The organism is Candidatus Spongiihabitans sp., from assembly GCF_965247905.1.
Classification (GTDB): Bacteria; Pseudomonadota; Gammaproteobacteria; order Arenicellales; family Poriferihabitantaceae; genus Spongiihabitans.
This window is the reverse complement of the sequence record NZ_OZ252047.1, coordinates 2,065,650-2,084,983: the sequence shown is the minus strand read 5'-3', so window position 1 is coordinate 2,084,983 and position 19,334 is coordinate 2,065,650. Positions and strand designations below refer to the sequence as shown.

The window sequence follows — 19,334 nt, the reverse complement described above, 5'->3', positions numbered from 1 at the left end:
TCAGGCCATGAATCATCAGGAGAGCATCAAATGTTATTGATCAACTGCCCGCATTGCGGCGATCGAGCGCAAACGGAATTCACCTATCGCGGCGATGCCACCGTACCGCGACCCGATCCGGCCACTGCCAGCCAGGCGCAGTGGCTGGATCACATTTATTTTCGGGATAATCCGTGCGGCGCGCATATCGAGTGGTGGCAGCATAGCGCCGGTTGCCGACAATGGATAAAGGTCAAACGCAACGTACAAACCCACGAAATGTTGGGCTCGTCCAGTGCTGACGGTGAAATTGCCGATGACACCGAGCCGACGCCGACATGAGTCAACAACCCTTCCGCGCCCCGTCCGGCGGCGCCATCGATCGCGCCAAGCCGCTGAATTTCAAGTTCAATGGCAAACCATACACCGGCTATCAAGGCGACACCCTGGCCTCTGCGTTACTGGCAAACGGCGTGAAGTTAGTGGCGCGCAGCTTCAAATACCATCGTCCTCGCGGAATAATGACGGCCGGCGTGGAAGAGCCAAACGCCTTGGTGCAACTGCGCACCGGCAATCGTACTGAGCCGAATATGCGCTGTACTCAGGTGGAATTATTCGATGGTCTGGAAGCGGCCAGCCAAAACTGCTGGCCGAGCGTTGATTTCGATGTCAATGCGCTGAATAACCTCCTGTCCCCGCTTCTCCCGGCCGGATTTTATAACAAAACGTTTATGTGGCCGGCCAGTTGGTGGATGAAATACGAACATCGAATCAGGAAAATCGCTGGCCTGGGAGTCGCCCCCACCGAGCCGGATCCAGATCGATATGCGAAACGATTCGCCCATTGCGAGGTGCTGGTTGTTGGCGGTGGTGCGGCGGGATTAATCGCCGCGCTCAGCGCCGGAATGAGCGGTGCGCGCACGATATTGATCGACGACAACGCCATTCTCGGCGGCGCGCTTCGCGATAGCGCGGAAACGCTGAATGGTGAATCTGCCGCGGCATGGGTTGCTGCCATAACAGAACAACTCGCGCAAATGGAAAATGTGCGCGTCCTCATCCGCACCACCGCGTTTGGCTATTACGATGACAATTTACTATTAGCCTGCGAGCGGGTCGGGGATCATTTGCCCGGGCTTGAGCCGGGTCAATCAGGGCCGCCGCGGCAACGAATCTGGTGGATTCGCGCCAATCAGGTGGTGCTTGCGAGCGGTGCCATCGAGCGCCCCATTGTTTTTGGAAATAATGATCTTCCCGGGGTCATGTTATCTTCTGCGGTGCGCAGCTACGCCCGCCAGCATGGCGTCCGTTGCGGCGATAAAGCGGTGATCATGACCAACAACGATTCCGCTTATGCCACCATTCCCGCGCTCATTGAAACGGGCGGCAAGATTATCGCCATCGTCGATAGCCGCGCCGGGCCTGGCGAAACGGCGTTGGATATTGCCAGCCAGCATGAAGTTGAAGTGATCGCCGGCGCCGTTGTGGTAACTGCGAATGGCGGAAAATGCTTAACCAGCGTCGAGGTGAATTCATACGCAAAGGGTGAAATTGGCCAGGGTGAACTTGATCGGGGGGAACTTGATCGGGGTGAACTTGGAACTGAGTCGCGCGCTATTGAATGTGATTTGCTGGCGGTTTCCGGCGGCTGGAATCCAACCGTGCACCTGTTTTCGCAGTCGCAAGGCAAACTTCGTTATGACGATAAACTAACTTGTTTCGTTCCGCATACTTCGGTTCGCCCGCAACTGATGGCCGGTTCAATCAATGCAGAATTTGCGACCCGAAATTGTTTAATCGAAGGCGCAAACGCTGGGCGGCTGGCGGCCGAGAAGGCGGGTTTTGTGCCCGGCGCATTTGTGCCGCTGCCAACCTGTGACCAAGCAATAGAAAGGCCTATCGAAGCCTGCTGGATAATTCCCGGCGCAAATGCCAAAAAATCCAAACCCGCTAAATTCAAGCCCGCCGCCAAACAATTCATTGACTTCCAAAATGATGTTACCAGCAGCGATGTCGCGCTGGCTCATCGCGAGGGTTATCAATCGGTCGAGCATCTCAAACGCTACACCACCCTGGGCATGGGCACCGATCAGGGCCGCACCAGCAACGTCAATGGCCTGGCGATGATGGCGCAGCTCAGTGGCCGCTCAATCCCCGAAGTGGGCAGCACCACTTTCCGACCGCCGTTTTCCGCCATCAGCATGGGCGCCATTGCCAGCAATGAGACCGGCGTAAATTTTATGCCGCTGCGGCGCACGCCGATGCATGACTGGCATATAGACCATGGCGCGACCATGGTCAATGCCGGCGCCTGGCAACGCGCCCAATACTACCGGCATCCTGACGAAACCATGACGGAAGCGATTTACCGAGAGGCTCGGCAGGTACGCGCAAAGGTGGGCATTGTGGACGTTTCAACTTTGGGCACCATCGAGTTGCGCGGCCGCGATGTGGCCGAGTTCCTGAATCGGGTGTATATCAATAAATGGATGAAGTTGCCGGTCGGCAAGGCGCGCTATGGATTGATGCTGCGCGAAGACGGCCATGTCGCCGATGATGGCACGACCACCCGAATGGGCGAAAACGAATACTACATGACCACCACCACCGCCAGCGCCGGCCCGGTCATGTCGCATCTGGAATTTTATGCGCAGACCGTTTGGCCGCAGCTCAATGTTCATATTACCTCAATAACCGACCAATGGGGCGGCATGGCGCTGGCCGGACCCGATTCACGGAAAGTGCTGGAAAAAGCCGTGGATGATTGTGATGTCAGTAATGGCAGTATTGGGTTTATGGGTTACCAGGAAGCCACTATCGAGGGTTATCCGGTGCGAATATTCAGAATCACTTTTTCCGGCGAGTTGGCCTACGAAATACATGTTCCGTCCGACTACGCATTATCGGTTTGGGAAGCGTTGATACGGCTGGGCGAAGAATTTGACATCACCCCTTACGGCACTGAAGCCTTGTCCATGCTGCGGATTGAAAAAGGCCACATCGTCGGCGGTGAGCTGGATGGTCGAACCACGGCTGCAGATTTTGGGTTTGGGCGTATGCAAAAAACCGAGGGGGATTTTATCGGCAAGCATGCGTTGGATCGGCCCGGCATGGTCTGCGATTCTCGCAAAACACTGGTAGGATTGATTTCCGAAAATGGCGAAGAAATAAAACGCGGTTGCCAACTGATTGAAAAACTGGGAGATACCCCGCCGGTGAAAATGCTTGGCCATGTGTCATCGAAATACTATAGCGCCAATCTGCAACAGCACATAGGATTGGGGTTGCTGGAAAAAGGCGAACAATGGATCGGGAAAACCATCTATGCCGCATCACCGTTAACCGATACGTATGTGCCGGTCAAAGTCGTCCACCACGTATTTATCGACCCTGAAGGAGACCGCGCCCGTGGTTGACATCCAAAGAAAATCCGCATTGCAGCAAGCAGCCGATCAAGCGCCTTCAATATCGGTAAATGGCCTGGTCATTACCGAGCGACGCCCGGAAATTATCGTTCAGATTAACGGCGCGACCGAGCCATCAGCATTGCAACTGGCGTTGTCATCGACAGGATTTACTGCCGGTCAATTTGCTGCAGGTCGATTTAATGCCGGCCGCGCTTATCGCCGCGAACATGCGACCGCGCTGTGGAATGGCCCCGGCATGTGGATGCTGGTTTGTGAAAATTCCAGTCGAAATAGCGAACTATCTGGCTTTGTCGATGAGCTAAATACTGTGTTGCGAGACACCGATGCCACGGTAACGGATCTCTCTCATTCCAGAACCTGCCTGGCAATGCAAGGCGAAAACCTGCTTGATTTTCTCTATACCGGCTGCCCGATTGACCTGAACAATTGCGAACCAGACGCTTGCTTCTCAACGCAGTTTGGTCATTTCAACATTATGCTCCATCTCCAGGACCGGCAACACGCGAACATGTATGTCTATCGCAGTTTCGGTCAAGCGTTATGGGATCATTGCCAGCATATTGTTGTCACATTACCCCCAAATGTAGCGCGGCGGCAATGAATAGGTTTCAATGAGTCTCAAGGTTTCGGACTGGTGCGTCAAAGTTGATCAGGATGAATGTGTTTTGCCGGAGCCGATTGGGTGGTTTTTATGTACTGCAAATGGCTACAAAATTTTTCTTCTATCTGCGTATAAATCAATAATATCGCGTTCTTTTATGCGGAAAGCTGTTCCGTGATTTCGCACCACGCCGCTGGTTTTGAGATGCATTCTTAGGTCAATGGCGATTTGTGAATTCTCAAAAGCGGTCAAAAAATTATCAGGCAACGGGTTTTCGAGAAGATAGGCTTCATTAAACAAAAATTCTTCCCCGCCTGAGATCTCATTTGTCTGGCTGTCCGCTAAGACCACTAATAATCTTTCAAGTTTGGAAATAAATTTTCCTACTATCGTGTAGATGCTCCAAGTGGCGAGCAATGCGCCGGAATGATGCGGCAGATGGACCGTATGATTCGATTTATCCAGTTCAAGTTTTAAGTTGTGTGGATTTTGTTGCGCGTAAAAAATCGTGGAATACAAGGATTGGCGATTTGTTTCGTCAAGATAGCCATAGTTTTCGATTATTTCTTTTTTGTCCCTGTGCCAGACTGATCGATTAAAAGTGAATAATGTGATCAATGAGTTTGAATTTTTGCGCGTGGCTTTTAATTCTATGCGTCCGCCAATATCTGGAATAGATAAATTGCTTTCGGTTAAGTTAAGTTCTTGTTCGAGCGTGTGGCCGATTCCCGTCGCGCCCCTTCTTCTCGAAGGAACAAAACCTTTTTCCTTTAAGCGCAAAAGTTGACGCTGAATTTCTTGCAAGGTCATTTAATGTTTCTCGAAAACCACGATAAACTCGTTTTTCATTGTCGTCGATTTTTTTCCTGGAATATTCGAGGGGGAATTTTCGGACGGCATTCTTTTGTTTGGTATGTTTCTTATAATGGTTTCCAAATGTCCAAAACCATTGTTTTCAAAAAAATCCTGAGTGATTAAATCCATCGGGATATTAATATCTTTCACCGTTCTGTTTCCGACCACATAACAAACAATTCCCTTTCTCTTAATCGTTTTTGAAACGTTGTCTATTGAGTTTTTATAATCAATGAAAAATGATTCCACTTCCTTGCCGCGCTTAGAATCCTGGTGGTTTATTTTCTCCAATATTTTGCGTAAATGCGCGGAATCAAAATTAAAATCAGCGTGATATTTCACGCCCCCCATCAAGCTTTTATCGATACTTGAAGCATTTTTTATTCCCATCCACTGATTGGCAAGTCGCGAATACTGGCCATAGGCAACAGTGGTTCTCGAATCGCCATATGGCGGAGAGGTGATGACAATGTCGATGGACTCATCTGAAACAAGATTCTTTGGCATGGAATGCACAGTATTGAAATCATATATTTTTGAGAAGGCGCTATTTCGTTTTTGCTGAATAAAATTTGCAAGTCCTTGTTTGTTGCGGGATAATTTGGCAAGCATAATTCCAAAACTATCAGGATTAAAAACCTCGCGCTTCTCTTCTGGAATACGCACTAATTTGAATTCGCTCTTTTTTGTCAGCGATGATTCACGCACTGTTTCACTAAATGCGATCAGAAAAAAATTTTTAACTTTTGGTAATTTAATATTGTCGATATATTTCTTAATCAAAGCGAGTTTTTTCAGTGTATTTTCATTAAACCAAAAATTAATATTGTCAAATTGCGGAATAACGATGGAAAATGACTGCCGGATATTAAACTGAAAATTAAAGGAATAATCGTGAAAATCCTTTAGATATAAATCCAAAGTCTGCATATCGATTGGGGTTGTTTTTGTATTCGCAATCAATCGAGCCAGTGGATTCAAGTCGGCTCCGATTGCATTTATATTTATCATATTCGCTTCCAACAGTGAAGTTCCGCTACCACAATAAGGGTCGAACAATAGTTCGGATGAAGAGCCATATTTTCGCAATAATCTTCTTGCGATTTGTGGAATCATCATTGCCGGATAGGCATGAATGCAATGCGTAAGTTCTTTGGTGTCGGCATGGCGAAAATCCCAACTATAGTCTTCGTATTTCATATTTTGAATTTCATACTTTTTACTCTCTAAATACAAGTGGCTTTTGGGTCATTGATTTTCTTAATTTATTATACCATCTCGACCGTGACCGGAAATAGGCTATGCCAGAAAACGACAATCAATATTTGCGAAACTTATCCTTGGAAAACACTGATATGGAAAGCCAATAGTTGCTTGGTCAACAAAATTTAGAAAAACTGGCGCCCCGGAGAGGATTTGAACCTCCGACCTGCCGCTTAGGAGGCGGCCGCTCTATCCGACTGAGCTACCGGGGCGTGAATTGAATTGCATCGCAAGTGCCGAAGTAAAAACTTTACCCGACAATACGCCGACGGGTACGAGTTGTGTCTTGCAATCCGTTTTTACAATCCGTCCAGGGCTTGTTTTAAATCGGCAATCAGATCATCCGCAGACTCAAGCCCTGCGGACAATCGCACCAAGCCATCGGTGATTCCCGCCTTCATGCGTTCTTCCCGAGGCATGTCGGCATGGGTCATGGTGACCGAATGGGTGACCATGGATTCCACTGAACCGAGGTTTTCCGCCAGGCTCCATAGTTGCAACCTGGCCATCAATTTCTTGCCCGTGGTCACGCCGCCTTTGACTTCAAACCACAGCATGGAACCGTGCCCGCTGGCCTGGCGGTCGGCCAGCGCTTTTTGCGGAAATGAATCCAAGCCCGGGTAGGCGACTCGTTCCACCATGGCGTGGGCTTCAAGAAAATTCGCGATTTTGAGCGCGTTGGCGGATTGCGCTTCCAGCCGGGTGCTCATGGTCTTGCATCCTTGCAAGGTATAGAAGGCCACCATCGGCGACATGTTGCTGCCCAGACAATTTCGGATAAACTTTATCGCTTCCAACTGCGCTTCATCCGCGGCGGTAATCGAGCCGCCAACGCTGACATTATGCCCTTCCATGAATTTGGTTGTGCTATGCAACGACACATCGGCGCCTAATTCCAGCGGGCGTTGGTAGTACGGGGTCAGGAATGTGTTGTCGCAGACATGCGGAATGCCTTTGGCTTTGGCGATTTCGGACAGCGCCGCAATATCGGTGAGTTTCAAGGTCGGATTCGCGGGAGTTTCGGTGAAAATCAGTTTGGTGTTGTCGCGCAACGCGGCGGCCACGGCTTGCGGATTTGCGGTGTCGACAAAACTGTATGCCACGCCAAAGCGCGCCAACACCTTGGTGCAGAGTCGGTGGGTGCCGCCATAAACCACGTCTGACAATACGGCATGATCACCGGCGTTGAGCATGGCCATCATCACCGCGCTGGTGGCGGCCATGCCGGTGGCAAAACAGGCGCTGCCCGCGCCGCCCTCCAATGCCGTGATCCGATCTTCCAAAGCGGTCACCGTGGGATTGCCCGAGCGGCTGTATGAATAGCCCTTGTCAAGATATTTTTCCACCGATTCCTGGACATAGGTGGTTGATTGGTAGATGGGCGTTAAAATCGCGCCGGTCACTGGATCGGGCCGGACGCCGGCGTGAACTTCTCTGGTTTTAAAGTCGGGTTGTGGGTCGGTGCTCATGGGTTGCCCTGATGACTGTCAGCGTGAAAAACAGGTTCACATTTTAGCACGCCGATTGGCAAGAAAATATTCGGCGCGGTCGATCGCTTACTGGAGTGCATTCTGCCGCTCAAAGTAATCTTCAAGAAATTCATCAAAAGATAACGTATCGCCGCTTTCTATTTCAAGTTGCGCGGCATGGGATTGCGCGGCAAGATTTTCAAATTTTTGATTGGTCTCGGGGGCGAGGCATTTTTGTTTGAACAGCCTTTCGGAGTTCTCTGACATCTCGGTCGAAAATTCATAGAAGCTGAGATTTTCCGAGCGCATCCGATTAATGATTCGTGCCGAAGGCGTGAGCGCCGAATCTTCAACCTTGTTGATTTGTTGCGTCATCATGGATCGATAACCATTTGAATTATTTGCTTGATCCAACAGTTCCGCGACTGGGCGCATTTGACCAAGCAGTGCCATCATCGCAGCCTTAGCGGATTTTTCTCCCCGATCAGTATTCATTTTGAGATGCCCATCCCGTCCCTGCATGACAATTTTTTGTTGGTTTGCCTGCGCCGCCCGAAAATCATCCGGGCTCAATGGGGCGCTATCCGAAAACAGGCAATAGAGCAATAACACGTCCATAAAACGAATGCAGTCGGCATCAATTCCGAGCGGCGTGAACGGGTTTAAATCGATGCTGCGCACTTCGATATATTCCACGCCTCGTTGCAAAAGCGCTCGGGACGGACTTTCGCCTGAGGCGGCGACCCGTTTCGGGCGAATTGAAGCATAAAATTCATTTTCGATTTGCAGCAGGTTGGCGTTGAGTTGTTGGTATTGGCCATTGATGTTGACGCCAAATTTTTCGTAAGCGGGATTCACCGTCTGAATGGCGCGTCTCAACGATTGCACAAAGTGGTCGATGCCGTTGTAGTTAATTTCAATGCCGGCCTGCGCATCATTGCTGTATCCCAATTTGCTCAATCGCAATGAGGTGGCGTTGGCGGCGTAGAAACTATGCGCCTCAAAATCTTCGAGTATGTGCTCGCGCCCTCTGAGAAAAGATCGACAAACCGCAGGCGACGCGCCAAACAAATAACTGCCGATCCAGGAATGGTGATGGAAGTTCCTGATCAAGGAAAAATACTGCTCCGATTTTCGCGCTTGGTAAGGCGAGTGCGCGGGCAATTCGCCGGCTGAATCGCACGCAAAATAATCGCGCCAAAATGAATCCGGCATGGAAAAATTGAAATGGATGCCGGCAATGGTTTGCATCAATGAACCATAACGGTGACTCAGACCACGGCGATAGGCTTCCTTCATTTTAGCGACATTGGATGAGCCGTAACGGGCAATCGGAATTTTTTCCTCGCTTTCAACGATGCACGGCATGCTGTTCACCCAGAGTTTTTCATCGCCAATGTGCTGGTAGGTGAAATGATGAATATCCTGGAGTTCCTGCAGCAGGCTGTCGATATTATTATGCACCGGAGTAACAAATTCGAGCAGGGATTCGCAGTAATCCGTGGTGATCATCGGGTGGGTTAACGCCGATCCCAATTTGTAGGGGTGCGGGGTTTGCGCGAGCAATCCATTCGAATCGACCCGCAAGCTTTCCTTCTCTATACCGCGTTGCAAGTTGCCCAGATGTTTTTCGATTCCTCGCGAAACCAGGGCATCCAGGGTTTGTTCAATATTTTCAGGCACGGCGGGACTTGTTATTGTGATAGCCATAGAGTGGATGCAGTGAGCGAGAAAATCAACCCACCTTTAATTAATTTGTCTGATGAATTTGTTTGATGAATTTGTTGGGCGGATTTTGTTGCCCTTAGCGTGTCAGAGTGGCATTATTCGGGACATTCTAAAACTATTTCCATCTTGCCGGCTCGCTATTTCGCCTTGTTATTGTGAATTCATATTTTTCCATCGCCCCTATGCTTGACCGTACCGACCGGCATTGTCGGGCATTTTTTCGGCTGTTTTCCCGCCATGTCCGGCTATACACGGAAATGGTGGTGGTCGGTTCCATCATGCATGGCGACCGAGAACGATTTTTAAGATTTGATCCTTGCGAGCATCCTGTGGCGTTGCAACTCGGTGGCTGCGATCCGGAAGCACTCAGTTTTTGCGCGCAGTTAGCGGAACAATGGGGCTACGATGAAGTCAATCTAAACATCGGCTGCCCCAGTGACCGAGTTAAAAGCGCGCAATTCGGCGCGTGCCTGATGGCGCAACCGCAGTTGGTGGCGGACTGCATTGAGCGCATGGTCAGCCGCGTTGCCATTCCGGTCACGGTGAAAACCCGAATTGGCATCGACCATCGCGATAGTTATGAACATCTGGCCAGTTTCATCAACACCGTCTCGGATGCCGGTTGCCGACATTTTATTATTCATGCCCGAAAGGCGTGGCTGAAAGGCTTGAGTCCGAAACAAAACCGCAATCTGCCGCCGCTGCGCTACGACCGGGTCTATCGCTTGAAGCAGGATTTTCCAAGTGTTCAATTTACCTTAAACGGCGGCATCACCAGCGTCGATCAAATTGAGCATCACCTGTCCAGGGTGGACGGCGTGATGGCCGGTCGCGAGGCTTACCAAAATCCCTGGATAATCAAGGAAATTGACGATTATTTTTTTGCCTGCGACGAGTCGAGTTCAGGTCGCCTCGCGCCAGTGCAAAGCCGCCGGGATATTGTGCATGCCTATTTGCCTTATGTGGAAAAACAGTTGAGCAAGGGGGTTTATCTCGGTCGTATGACGCGGCACATGCTCGGACTTTTTCATGCGCAACCCGGCGCCAAAAGATGGCGCAGGTATCTGTCTGAACACGGTGCCAAGAAAAATGCAGGGATTGAAGTGATTCATGAAGCGTTAAAATGGGTTGACGCGGACGCCAACGCCAACGCCAACGCGGCGCCGATGGGCGCGCGCCATCATGCCCATGATGGCGTGAATGGCGGGGCAGGATATGGTCGATACGCCGGCCGCTCCTGCGCATCCTGCGCCCGCGGCATACACGCCGTCCATGGCGATAATGCCAGTGCTAACTGAACATTGACTGAAATTACCGGGAGATTAACTTGGTTAAAGCGGTTGGCTACATTGATGGGGCGATTAGCGGTTTGGCGGATACGCGCATTCCGGTGGCAGACCGGGGGTTTCTGTATGGCGATTCGGTGTATGAGGTGTTTAGAACTTATTCCGGCATCCCGTTTCTGTTTGATGAGCATTATCAAAGGCTGTTGAATTCGGCGCGGTTGATCGAAATGAACATCAATCAAAGCAAGCAGGAAATTATCGATGCGGTGAAGCGCACTGTCCGTGCAAGTTTGCCGGCTGCCGGAGAAGATGTTTATACGCGCTACCAGATTACGCGCGGCGAAGGCCCGATTGATCTTAATCCTGAACTGTCGCTGCAAACCAGGTTGGTGATTATTGTCAAGGCCGCGCCGCAGTGGAATCGGGAATTCTATGATAACGGGGTGACCCTGGCGGTGCCGAAATTGCGCCGCAATAGCGTGAACAGTCTCGATCCCAATATCAAGGGCGGAAATTATTTGAACAATATTATTGCATTGGGCGAAGCCAAAAAACGCGGCGCCGATGATTGCTTGATGCTTGATGCAAACGGGCTGGTCACCGAGTGCTCAAACAGCAATGTTTGGTTCGTGGTGGATGGAAAACTGGTTACGCCGGCGGGCGGCAACCTCGATGGACTGACCCGGCGTTCGCTGATTTCATTGTTTGCCGATGCCAATATTGAGGTTGTGCAACGGCCCATCCATAGTAAAGAACTCGCCGATGCCACGGAGTGTTTCGTAACCAGCGCCACCCGCGAGGTCATGCCGGTTCGCGCATTATATTCGGTCGGCGGAAGCAAGATTGAGTTCCCGTCCGGGGGCGGGCAGCAGACCCGCCAGGCCATGACAATTTATAAACGGATGCTGGAAGATTTTGTTAAAGAAAATAAAGAACATGCCTGGTTCGATTTTTTTCATTAGTATGCTTAATTGCGCGATCAGGTACTCGACTCAGGTACCTGACTCAGGTACCCGACTCAGGCGCACTACATAAGCAACTATAATTAGCGAGACGATGGATGTTTGAAAATTTAAGCTTCGACATGGTTATCCGCCTTTATGCATTTTCAATCGTGCTCGGGGCGCTGGTATTATGGGAATTGTTAGCGCCCAGACGCTTAAACATATTAAGGAAACTGCGCTGGCCATCCAATTTCGGAATTTTCCTGATCAATTCAATGTTGCTTGTGCTCGTCCCAGCGTCAGCCCTTGGGGCCTCCTTACTATCGCTGGAATATAAATTCGGGTTGCTTATCTGGTTCAAGGTATCGCTATGGCCCTCGATTATACTGACCCTGCTGATATTGGATATGGCAATATACTGGCAGCATAGATTGTTTCACAGGTTCGATTCATTGTGGCGAATCCATCGGATGCACCATACCGACACTGAGTTTGATGTTACCACCGCACTTCGATTTCATCCCATCGAAATATTGCTGTCCATTTTAATTAAGGCTGCCGTGATAATTTTACTTGGCGCGCCGATTCTTGCTGTCATCGGATTCGAAATCATATTAAATAGCTCGGCTATGTTTAACCATAGTAATGTGCGAATGCCTCGGTGGCTGGATAAATATCTTCGTTACCTTGTGGTAACCCCGGATATGCACCGTGTTCATCATTCCGTATATAAAAATGAACACGATTTTAATTACGGGTTTTGCCTGTCATGGTGGGATCGATTGTTCGGCAGTTATGTCGCGCAGCCGAAAGACGGGCATTGCGGAATGACCATTGGGCTTGAGATTTTCAACCAAAAAGAAGACGCCAGGCTGGATAAATTGCTCACCCAGCCGTTTCGACCTCAATGAACGCCATGCCTATAAGTAGAAAACTCATGGAAATTCTGGTCTGCCCGATCACAAAGCTGCCGGTTTTCATGTTGGAAGAACAAAAACTTCGGCAGTTAAACGGATTGATAGCCAAAGGAACTCTCCAAACTATGGATGGTGAATCTATTTCGGAACCGCTTCAGAAAGCACTGATTACCCGCAACAAAAATATAATTTACCGCATCGAAAACAATATCCCGATTATGCTCGAAAGCCAGAGTATCGCAACAGACCAAATAGAGGGATGGTAAGTTTAGAAGTGGCCCCAAAATCAGGATAGTGCGATAGGTGTTTTTTCTGTTAAATTTTCATTAGGTTCTGGTGAACTTCAACCAATTAATGTTAGGCCAAAGCACTATGACGAAAGAGAAAAACAAGTATTATCGCCGCTCGCATATTTCAGAAAACAAATTCAGACAACTGCTGAAATGTTTTGCCCTGGATTTGAATGCTTATGAAACCCATCAACTGACTCATATTTTCCATCGTTCGTGCAAAGGTTATCTACGCAAAATTGCGTCGCCATATGGTGGCGTATTTCATGGCAAGTCATGCGGATGCAGGTATTTTAGAATTAGATGAAAGTTATTTCGGAGCCCGTCGAATTCGTGGCAAGCGCGGTCGTGGAGCAGCCGACAAACACCGGTCCTTGGGCTTCTCCAAAGAGAAGGGAAAGTTTACGTCGAAATTGTGAACTGTTCACGTGAGAGCCTGTTGCCTATCATGCAAGGAAACATCCTTGAAGGAAGCGCGATCCGCGCCGACGGATGGAAAAGGAGTCCGGCTACGCCGGACGGCATATTCCACTGGATTGCCCGGCCAACAATAATATGGGCCGGGCAATGACGACTCTTATTCGTCATTCTCGCCGAAGGCGGAAAGAATCGCCCTCCCGCCCGTCATTCTCGCCGAAGGCGGGAATCCAGTTAAATATCTGTCACGCGTAGCGTGACTCCTTTTGGCATCCGGCTTTGCCAGACACAAACCGGCGGCTTCGCCGCAAAGGAGTCCGGCTACGCCGAACGGTTTAATAACTGGATTGCCCGGCCAATAATAATAATATGGGCCGGGCAATGACGGATTATAGGTAATAGAGCACGTTTTAGTGTCAGGCTTTGCGTGACAATTATTTACCATTGCCCCCTCAAAAGGACTCATCGCCTTCCGATTCACCGTTGTCCCCCCCAGCCCGTCATTCTCGCCGCAGGCGGGAATCCAGTTAAAATATGTCGTCCGGCGTAGCCGGACTCCTTATGAAAGAGTGTGAGTTTCGCTTCCATATGCGCCACGAAAATGGGTGTCAATATCTGCTAAAATCTATCCGAAATCACCGCTTAAAGTATCTTGAACCTTTTTAATTGATGAAATTTAATAAATCGACTAACCCAATCACAATAGGTATTTTCAGTCGCATAGGCATAACCCTGTCGGCGCAACATTGCTTGCAGTATAGTTCCGAATAATGCTGTACACTTCGCCATTGGTTTTTATCTGGAGATGCTATCCATGCATATTTTTGCGCGGGTTCGGCGCGTTTTTTCGCCATTTTCGGGATTTTGTGCCGTTGCGCTGATGTGGTTGCCAAGCATGGCGTACGCCCAGACCGGACTGGACAGCGGCGACACCGCGTGGATTCTGGTGGCGAGCGCATTCATCCTGATGATGACACTGCCGGGGCTGGCTTTGTTTTACAGTGGGCTGGTGCGCTCCGGCAACGTCCTGTCGGTGATGATGCAGTGTTTTTCCGTGGCTTGCGTGTCATCGGTGCTGTGGTTGCTTGCCGGTTACAGCATCGCCTTTGGTGACGGTGGCAATGCCAATGCGTGGTGGGGCGGTCTCGGCAAAGTGCTCCTCATCGGAATCGGCACCGACACCCTATCGGGCAGTATCCCGGAAATCTTGTTCTGCGTGTTTCAAATGACCTTCGCGGTCATCACCCCGGCGTTGATTGTCGGTGCATATGTTGAACGCATTAAATTCCTGCATGTGGTGTTGTTCAGCGGCTTGTGGATGCTCCTTGTCTACGCGCCGGTCGCCCACTGGCTTTGGGGCGGCGGCTTCCTCGCCGACCTCGGCGTATTGGATTTTGCCGGTGGTTTGGTGGTGCACGCCACCGCTGCCGTGGCCGCCTTGGTACTGGCAATCATGCTGGGCCCGCGCCGCGACTTTCCCGGCGACCTGCACCCGCCCCACAATCCCGGCTTGACCATGGCCGGCGCAGCCATGCTGTGGGTCGGCTGGTATGGTTTCAACGGCGGTAGCGCCCTGGCCGCCAACGGTGCTGCGTCCATGGCGATTTTTGTCACCCATATCTCGGCATCAACCGCCGCGCTGGTATGGGTGGTCATCGAAAAACTGCGCTTCGGCAAACCCAGCCTCATCGGCCTGGTCACCGGCTTGATTGCCGGGCTTGCCTCAATTACCCCGGCCTCGGGTTTCGTGGGTCCGGTCGGCGGGTTGGTTATCGGCCTTGTCGGCGGCGTAGTCTGCTATCTTGCGGTGGAGTGGATTAAATTCAAACTACACATTGACGACGCCCTTGATGTATTCGCGGTGCACGGAGTCGGCGGCATCATCGGCACGCTGTTGACCGCGGTATTCGGTGCCTCGGCGTTCGGTGGTCTCGGTCTTGAGCGTAGCATCTCCGAACAACTTATCAGCCAGATAATAGGCACGGTGGTGGTGGTCGTGTGGACCGCCGTAGCCTCATACCTGCTTGTCGTGTTGGTCAGGAAACTGGTCGGCTTACGGGTGGATGAACGTGATGAACTGGAGGGTCTGGATTACAGTTCTCACGGCGAACACAGTTATCACTTATAACGCAACGCACAGGAGGTTGATATGAAAATGATTATTGCCACGGTCAAGCCGCATCGATTTGATACGGTCATGCATGCACTTTCCAAAGACGATGTGCTTGGCTTGACCACCTGGGAAATTCGAGGATTCGGCAGAGAGCGCAAAGACCGTACCGAAATTTACCGGGGCACCACCTACAAAACCGAACTAAAGCCCATGCAGTTGTTGATGGTCGCCGTTACCGACGACCTCGTCGAACGCACCAAGGCGACCATCATCGAACACGCCAACACCGGCGAAATCAGCACCGGCAAGATTTTTGTTCTGAATCTGGAAGACGCGGTGCGCATACGCACCGGCGAATCCGGCGACATCGGTCTGCTGTGAATTGTTGAGGAGTCACGCTACGCGTGACGGCATTAATACAAGGGCTAACGCCCTTGTCTGGATTGCCCGGCCAATAACCATGTGGGCGGGTAATTGTATGTGTTCACTATTTCGCTGACAGTTTCTTCCTCATTCTCGCCGCAAACGGGGATCTAGTTGAGTAAAGAGTCCGACGCAGTCGGACACAAAGCCGGCGGCTTCGCCGCCGAAATGAGGAGTTCGGCTACGCCGAACGGTTTAATAACTGGATTGCCCGGAACAAGCCGGGCAATGACGGATTGGAGAGACAATAAGGGAAATAAGGGGACACAACACTTAATTATCAGCCTTGTTTGCTTTGCCCTAGTCTTTATTCTTTGTTAGTATTCTCCCAAGGGTTTTTTCTGCGGTTTTAGGAAACCCCATCACTACCCGTAGGTTCATAATTAAGTGTTGTGTCCCCTTAATTATTCGCTTGTTTGACATCGCCAAACCCTGGCCCATCGGCCTGATCGACCGACGCCTTCACGGCGGCATCGGCATCATGCTCGACGACCTGATCGCCGGCATTTTCGCCAACCTGGCGTTGCGGTTGGTGTTGTCGTGGTTTTAATTATAATCAACGCATCGGTCATACCTGATAGAGATCCATTATGAGTATTCAATTTATCAACGCCTATCACGCCGAACTGGAAAACCTGCGCAAGGTCAGCGGCTCCCGCAACGAAAGCGAATTGCGAGATGCGTTTCAAACCTGCCTGAAAAAATATTGCGCAAACCGCGACTTGACGCTGATAGCGGAACACCCGGATGCCGACAATCGCAAGGCAAGACCGGATGGCACCATCAAGGACAAGATGCGCTTGCCCTGGGGGTATTGGGAAGCGAAGGACGACAAAGACGATCTGGACAAAGAGATAGACAAAAAAATTCACCAACGCGGCTACCGCACCTCAAACATTCTGTTTGAGAACACCGTAGAAGCGGTATTGATACAAGACAACGAGGAAGTGCGGCGCGTAAACATGGAAGATGCCAAAGAACTGGACGCGCTCATTCTGAAATTTTTGCACCACGCGCCGCCGGAAGTCGCCAACTTCCATAAAGCCACCGCACAATTCAAGGAAGACATGCCGCAAGTGCTGATTGCGTTGCGCGAAATGATTACCAAATCCTACCAAACAAAATCCGACTTCCGCACCGCCGCCGATGACTTTCTCCAATTGTGCCGCGAAACCATCAACCCCGAAGTGGAGGCAGCCGATGTGCGCGAAATGCTGATTCAACATATCTTGACCAAAGACATCTTTCTCAAGGTATTTAACGAGGATCAATTCCACAAAGAAAACAACATCGCCAGTCGTCTTGACCACCTCGAAGAAACTTTCTTCACCGGCGACACCAAACGTGCAATGGTGGATCGTCTGAAAGGATATTACAGCGCCATCACCGCTACTGCCGCCAGCATTGAAAGTCATCAGGAAAAGCAGAAGTTTCTGAAAGCGATTTATGAAGATTTTTACAAGGTGTATAACCCCAAAGCCGCTGACCGCCTCGGCGTGGTTTATACGCCGAATGAAATCGTGGATTTCATGATTAAAGCCACGGATGAATTGGTGCATAAACATTTTGGTCGTCGTATTTACGACAAAAATGTGCAAATTCTGGATCCCGCCGCCGGCACCGGCACCTTCATCACCGACCTCATCGAATTCATCCCCACCGCCAACCTGCCGTATAAATACCAACACGAAATCCACGCCAACGAAGTCAGCATCCTGCCGTATTACATCGCCAACTTGAACATTGAATACACCTACAAACAAAAAACCGGAACATATAAAGAGTTTCCGAATATCTGTTTTGTAGACACGCTGGACAATCTTGGCTTTGTCGGACGCAAGGGCAAAGGGCAAGCAGATTTAATCGGTTCGCTGAGTCATGAAAATCTGCAACGCGTAAAAAAACAAAACGAAAAACGCATCTCGGTCATCATCGGTAATCCGCCGTATAACGCCAATCAGCGCAATGAAAATGACAACAACAAGAATCGCGAATATCCCGGCATAGATGCGCGAATCAAGGAAACTTACATCGCGCGAAGCACCGCGCAAAAGACCAAACAATACGACATGTATAAAAGATTCATCCGCTGGGCATCCGACCGATTGGATAATGATGGTGTGCTGGCGTTTATCACCAATCGTTCGTGGCTGGACTCAAAGCAGGATGACGGGTTTCGCAAAATCGTTTGCGAAGAATTCAACGAAATCTACGCCGTGGATCTGGGTGGTGATATACGAAAAATGCCCGGCGTACAAAATGTATTTGGGATTATGACCGGCGTTGCCATTGGATTTTTTGTGCGCCGCAAGGAGGCGGATGGCTGCGAAATCCATTATTACCAATGCGGCGATTATGATTCCGCCGAGGACAAACTTGCGTTTCTTTCCATCACCGCTTTTTCTGATATTAATTTCGAACACATCGTCCCCGACCAAAAACAGAATTGGCTGGAGCAAACCGACAATGATTTTGATGGATTACTTTGTCTTGCGAACAAGAAAACGAAACTTGCCAAAACAGAAAACCCCAAAGATACAAGTGCGGTCTTTAAATTATTTTCACTGGGTGTAGTAACCAATCGAGACGACTGGACTTATGATTTTGATAAATCCAATCTTAGAAAGAAAGTTCGTTATTTTTGTAAGTTTTATGACGATGAGATTTTGCGATTCCATAAAGAAAATCCACACAAAGGTAAAATCGGAGATTGGGTTAACCGAGAGATTAAATGGACGACTGAATTAGAAGCCCATTTGCTCAAAGGAAATGAAATCAACTATTCAAACGACAGTATTATTGATTCCCTTTATCGCCCTTTTGTAAAGCAAAAACTTTATTATCAAAATCGCATCGTCCATCGTTTGTATCAGATGCCGAACATTTTTCCGACCGGCAAGAAAGGAGAAAACAGAGTTATATGCTTTAATGTGAATGGCAAGGATTATTATGTTTTGGGAGGCAATAAAGTGCCTAATCTCCACTTCACCGGCGATACGCAGTGCCTTCCACTTTATCGCTATGATGAAAAAGGCGATCGCCGTAGCAATATAACGCAATGGGGCATCCAGAAATTTCAAAATCATTACGCCACCAAAAAAATCACCGCCGAGGATGTTTTTCATTACACCTACGCGGTGTTGCATAACCCCGCCTATCGGGAAAAATACGCGGTCAATCTCAAGCGCGAATTTCCGCGTCTGCCGTTTTATGATGACTTTGCCAAATGGGTGAAATGGGGCAAGGAATTGATGACCCTACATATTGATTTTGAAAAGCAACCGCCGTATCCATTAAAGCGCATAGACAAACCCTGTGAAGCCGGAGACGCGAAACTCAAAGCCGACAAACAAAAAGGCATCATCACGCTTGACCAAAAAACCCAACTGACCGACATCCCCTGTGAGGCGTGGAACTATCAGTTGGGCGGTCGTTCGGCGTTGGAATGGGTGCTGGATCAATACAAAGAAAAAAAGCCCAAAGACCCCACCATCCGTGAAAAATTCAACACCTACCGATTCGCCGACCACAAAGAACATGTCATCGACTTGCTCGGCAGGGTTTGCACGGTCAGCGTCAAAACCATGAAAATTATCAACCAGATGCGCGAAGGGTAAGCCA

Annotated in this window: 18 protein-coding genes, 1 tRNA gene and 2 pseudogenes; 12 read left to right on the top strand and 9 right to left on the bottom strand. The window is 49.8% G+C overall.

The genetic code is table 11. From position 1 onward, the window contains the following. Positions 1-30: 30 nt before the first annotated feature. Genes ACP158_RS10800 through ACP158_RS10790 form a run of 3 tightly spaced genes read left to right on the top strand, consistent with a single transcriptional unit; the run spans position 31 to position 4,008 of the window. Positions 31-321 (top strand): sarcosine oxidase subunit delta, encoded by a 291-nt coding sequence (locus tag ACP158_RS10800; protein ID WP_424946131.1) that lies wholly within the window; start codon positions 31-33, stop codon positions 319-321. Further along, the gene (locus ACP158_RS10795) at positions 318-3,395 is read left to right on the top strand and encodes a sarcosine oxidase subunit alpha family protein (RefSeq protein WP_424946130.1); all 3,078 of its coding nucleotides are present in this window, start codon (positions 318-320) and stop codon (positions 3,393-3,395) included. The genes ACP158_RS10800 and ACP158_RS10795 overlap by 4 nt, the downstream gene beginning before the upstream one ends. Then, positions 3,388-4,008 carry a sarcosine oxidase subunit gamma gene (locus ACP158_RS10790; protein ID WP_424946129.1) on the top strand — a complete coding sequence of 207 codons (621 nt, stop codon included), beginning with the start codon at positions 3,388-3,390 and terminating at the stop codon, positions 4,006-4,008. Before ACP158_RS10795 ends, ACP158_RS10790 begins: the two co-directional genes overlap by 8 nt. A 105-nt stretch (positions 4,009-4,113) precedes the next feature. Here the strand turns inward: ACP158_RS10790 and ACP158_RS10785 are convergent, their stop codons facing one another. The 5 genes from ACP158_RS10785 to gshA all read right to left on the bottom strand — a co-directional run bounded on the left by ACP158_RS10785 (position 4,114) and on the right by gshA (position 9,278). Further along, positions 4,114-4,818, bottom strand: coding sequence for an MvaI/BcnI family restriction endonuclease (locus tag ACP158_RS10785; protein WP_424946128.1), 705 nt, complete (start codon positions 4,816-4,818; stop codon positions 4,114-4,116). Continuing rightward, positions 4,819-6,063 carry a DNA methyltransferase gene (locus ACP158_RS10780; RefSeq protein WP_424946127.1) on the bottom strand — a complete coding sequence of 415 codons (1,245 nt, stop codon included), beginning with the start codon at positions 6,061-6,063 and terminating at the stop codon, positions 4,819-4,821. Between the two features lie 198 nt (positions 6,064-6,261). Next, positions 6,262-6,338, bottom strand: a tRNA-Arg gene (locus ACP158_RS10775). Positions 6,339-6,425: 87 nt separating this feature from the next. Further along, entirely contained in the window at positions 6,426-7,595 is a 1,170-nt protein-coding gene (locus tag ACP158_RS10770; RefSeq protein WP_424946126.1) for a trans-sulfuration enzyme family protein, read from the bottom strand. Between the two features lie 87 nt (positions 7,596-7,682). Continuing rightward, complete coding sequence (gene gshA, locus ACP158_RS10765; protein ID WP_424946125.1) at positions 7,683-9,278, bottom strand: glutamate--cysteine ligase; 1,596 nt, start codon at positions 9,276-9,278, stop codon at positions 7,683-7,685. Positions 9,279-9,478: 200 nt separating this feature from the next. Between gshA and dusA the strand changes: the two genes are divergently transcribed. The 5 genes and pseudogenes from dusA to ACP158_RS10740 all read left to right on the top strand — a co-directional run. After that, positions 9,479-10,621, top strand: a complete 1,143-nt coding sequence (gene dusA, locus ACP158_RS10760; protein ID WP_424946124.1) for a tRNA dihydrouridine(20/20a) synthase DusA — start codon at positions 9,479-9,481, stop codon at positions 10,619-10,621. Between the two features lie 29 nt (positions 10,622-10,650). Next, positions 10,651-11,571 carry an aminotransferase class IV gene (locus ACP158_RS10755; protein ID WP_424946123.1) on the top strand — a complete coding sequence of 307 codons (921 nt, stop codon included), beginning with the start codon at positions 10,651-10,653 and terminating at the stop codon, positions 11,569-11,571. 98 nt (positions 11,572-11,669) lie between these two features. Beyond that, the gene (locus ACP158_RS10750) at positions 11,670-12,464 is read left to right on the top strand and encodes a sterol desaturase family protein (protein ID WP_424946122.1); all 795 of its coding nucleotides are present in this window, start codon (positions 11,670-11,672) and stop codon (positions 12,462-12,464) included. A 26-nt stretch (positions 12,465-12,490) separates the two neighbouring features. Further along, positions 12,491-12,736 carry a Trm112 family protein gene (locus ACP158_RS10745; protein ID WP_424946121.1) on the top strand — a complete coding sequence of 82 codons (246 nt, stop codon included), beginning with the start codon at positions 12,491-12,493 and terminating at the stop codon, positions 12,734-12,736. 302 nt (positions 12,737-13,038) lie between these two features. Continuing rightward, positions 13,039-13,259, top strand: a pseudogene (locus ACP158_RS10740) (transposase); the annotation flags it as partial. Between the two features lie 78 nt (positions 13,260-13,337). Here ACP158_RS10740 and ACP158_RS10735 read toward each other — a convergent pair. From ACP158_RS10735 to ACP158_RS10725, 3 genes are read right to left on the bottom strand one after another with little or no spacing between them, the layout of a single operon-like run. Then, positions 13,338-13,622 (bottom strand): hypothetical protein, encoded by a 285-nt coding sequence (locus tag ACP158_RS10735; protein ID WP_424946120.1) that lies wholly within the window; start codon positions 13,620-13,622, stop codon positions 13,338-13,340. A gap of 32 nt (positions 13,623-13,654) precedes the next feature. Continuing rightward, positions 13,655-13,789, bottom strand: a complete 135-nt coding sequence (locus ACP158_RS10730) for a hypothetical protein (RefSeq protein WP_424946119.1) — start codon at positions 13,787-13,789, stop codon at positions 13,655-13,657. A gap of 30 nt (positions 13,790-13,819) precedes the next feature. Then, the gene (locus tag ACP158_RS10725; RefSeq protein ID WP_424948452.1) at positions 13,820-13,924 is read right to left on the bottom strand and encodes a phage integrase N-terminal SAM-like domain-containing protein; all 105 of its coding nucleotides are present in this window, start codon (positions 13,922-13,924) and stop codon (positions 13,820-13,822) included. Positions 13,925-14,072: 148 nt separating this feature from the next. On the opposite strand from ACP158_RS10725, the gene ACP158_RS10720 reads away from it, so the two are divergent. Next, positions 14,073-15,305, top strand: coding sequence for an ammonium transporter (locus tag ACP158_RS10720; protein ID WP_424946118.1), 1,233 nt, complete (start codon positions 14,073-14,075; stop codon positions 15,303-15,305). Positions 15,306-15,326: 21 nt separating this feature from the next. Further along, entirely contained in the window at positions 15,327-15,671 is a 345-nt protein-coding gene (locus ACP158_RS10715; RefSeq protein WP_424946117.1) for a P-II family nitrogen regulator, read from the top strand. Between the two features lie 152 nt (positions 15,672-15,823). Here the strand turns inward: ACP158_RS10715 and ACP158_RS10710 are convergent, their stop codons facing one another. Further along, positions 15,824-15,961, bottom strand: coding sequence for a hypothetical protein (locus ACP158_RS10710; RefSeq protein WP_424946116.1), 138 nt, complete (start codon positions 15,959-15,961; stop codon positions 15,824-15,826). A gap of 152 nt (positions 15,962-16,113) precedes the next feature. On the opposite strand from ACP158_RS10710, the pseudogene ACP158_RS10705 reads away from it, so the two are divergent. Continuing rightward, positions 16,114-16,263, top strand: a pseudogene (locus ACP158_RS10705) (phosphatidylglycerophosphatase A); the annotation flags it as partial. A gap of 40 nt (positions 16,264-16,303) precedes the next feature. Beyond that, positions 16,304-19,330 (top strand): type ISP restriction/modification enzyme, encoded by a 3,027-nt coding sequence (locus ACP158_RS10700; RefSeq protein ID WP_424946115.1) that lies wholly within the window; start codon positions 16,304-16,306, stop codon positions 19,328-19,330. Positions 19,331-19,334: the final 4 nt, after the last annotated feature.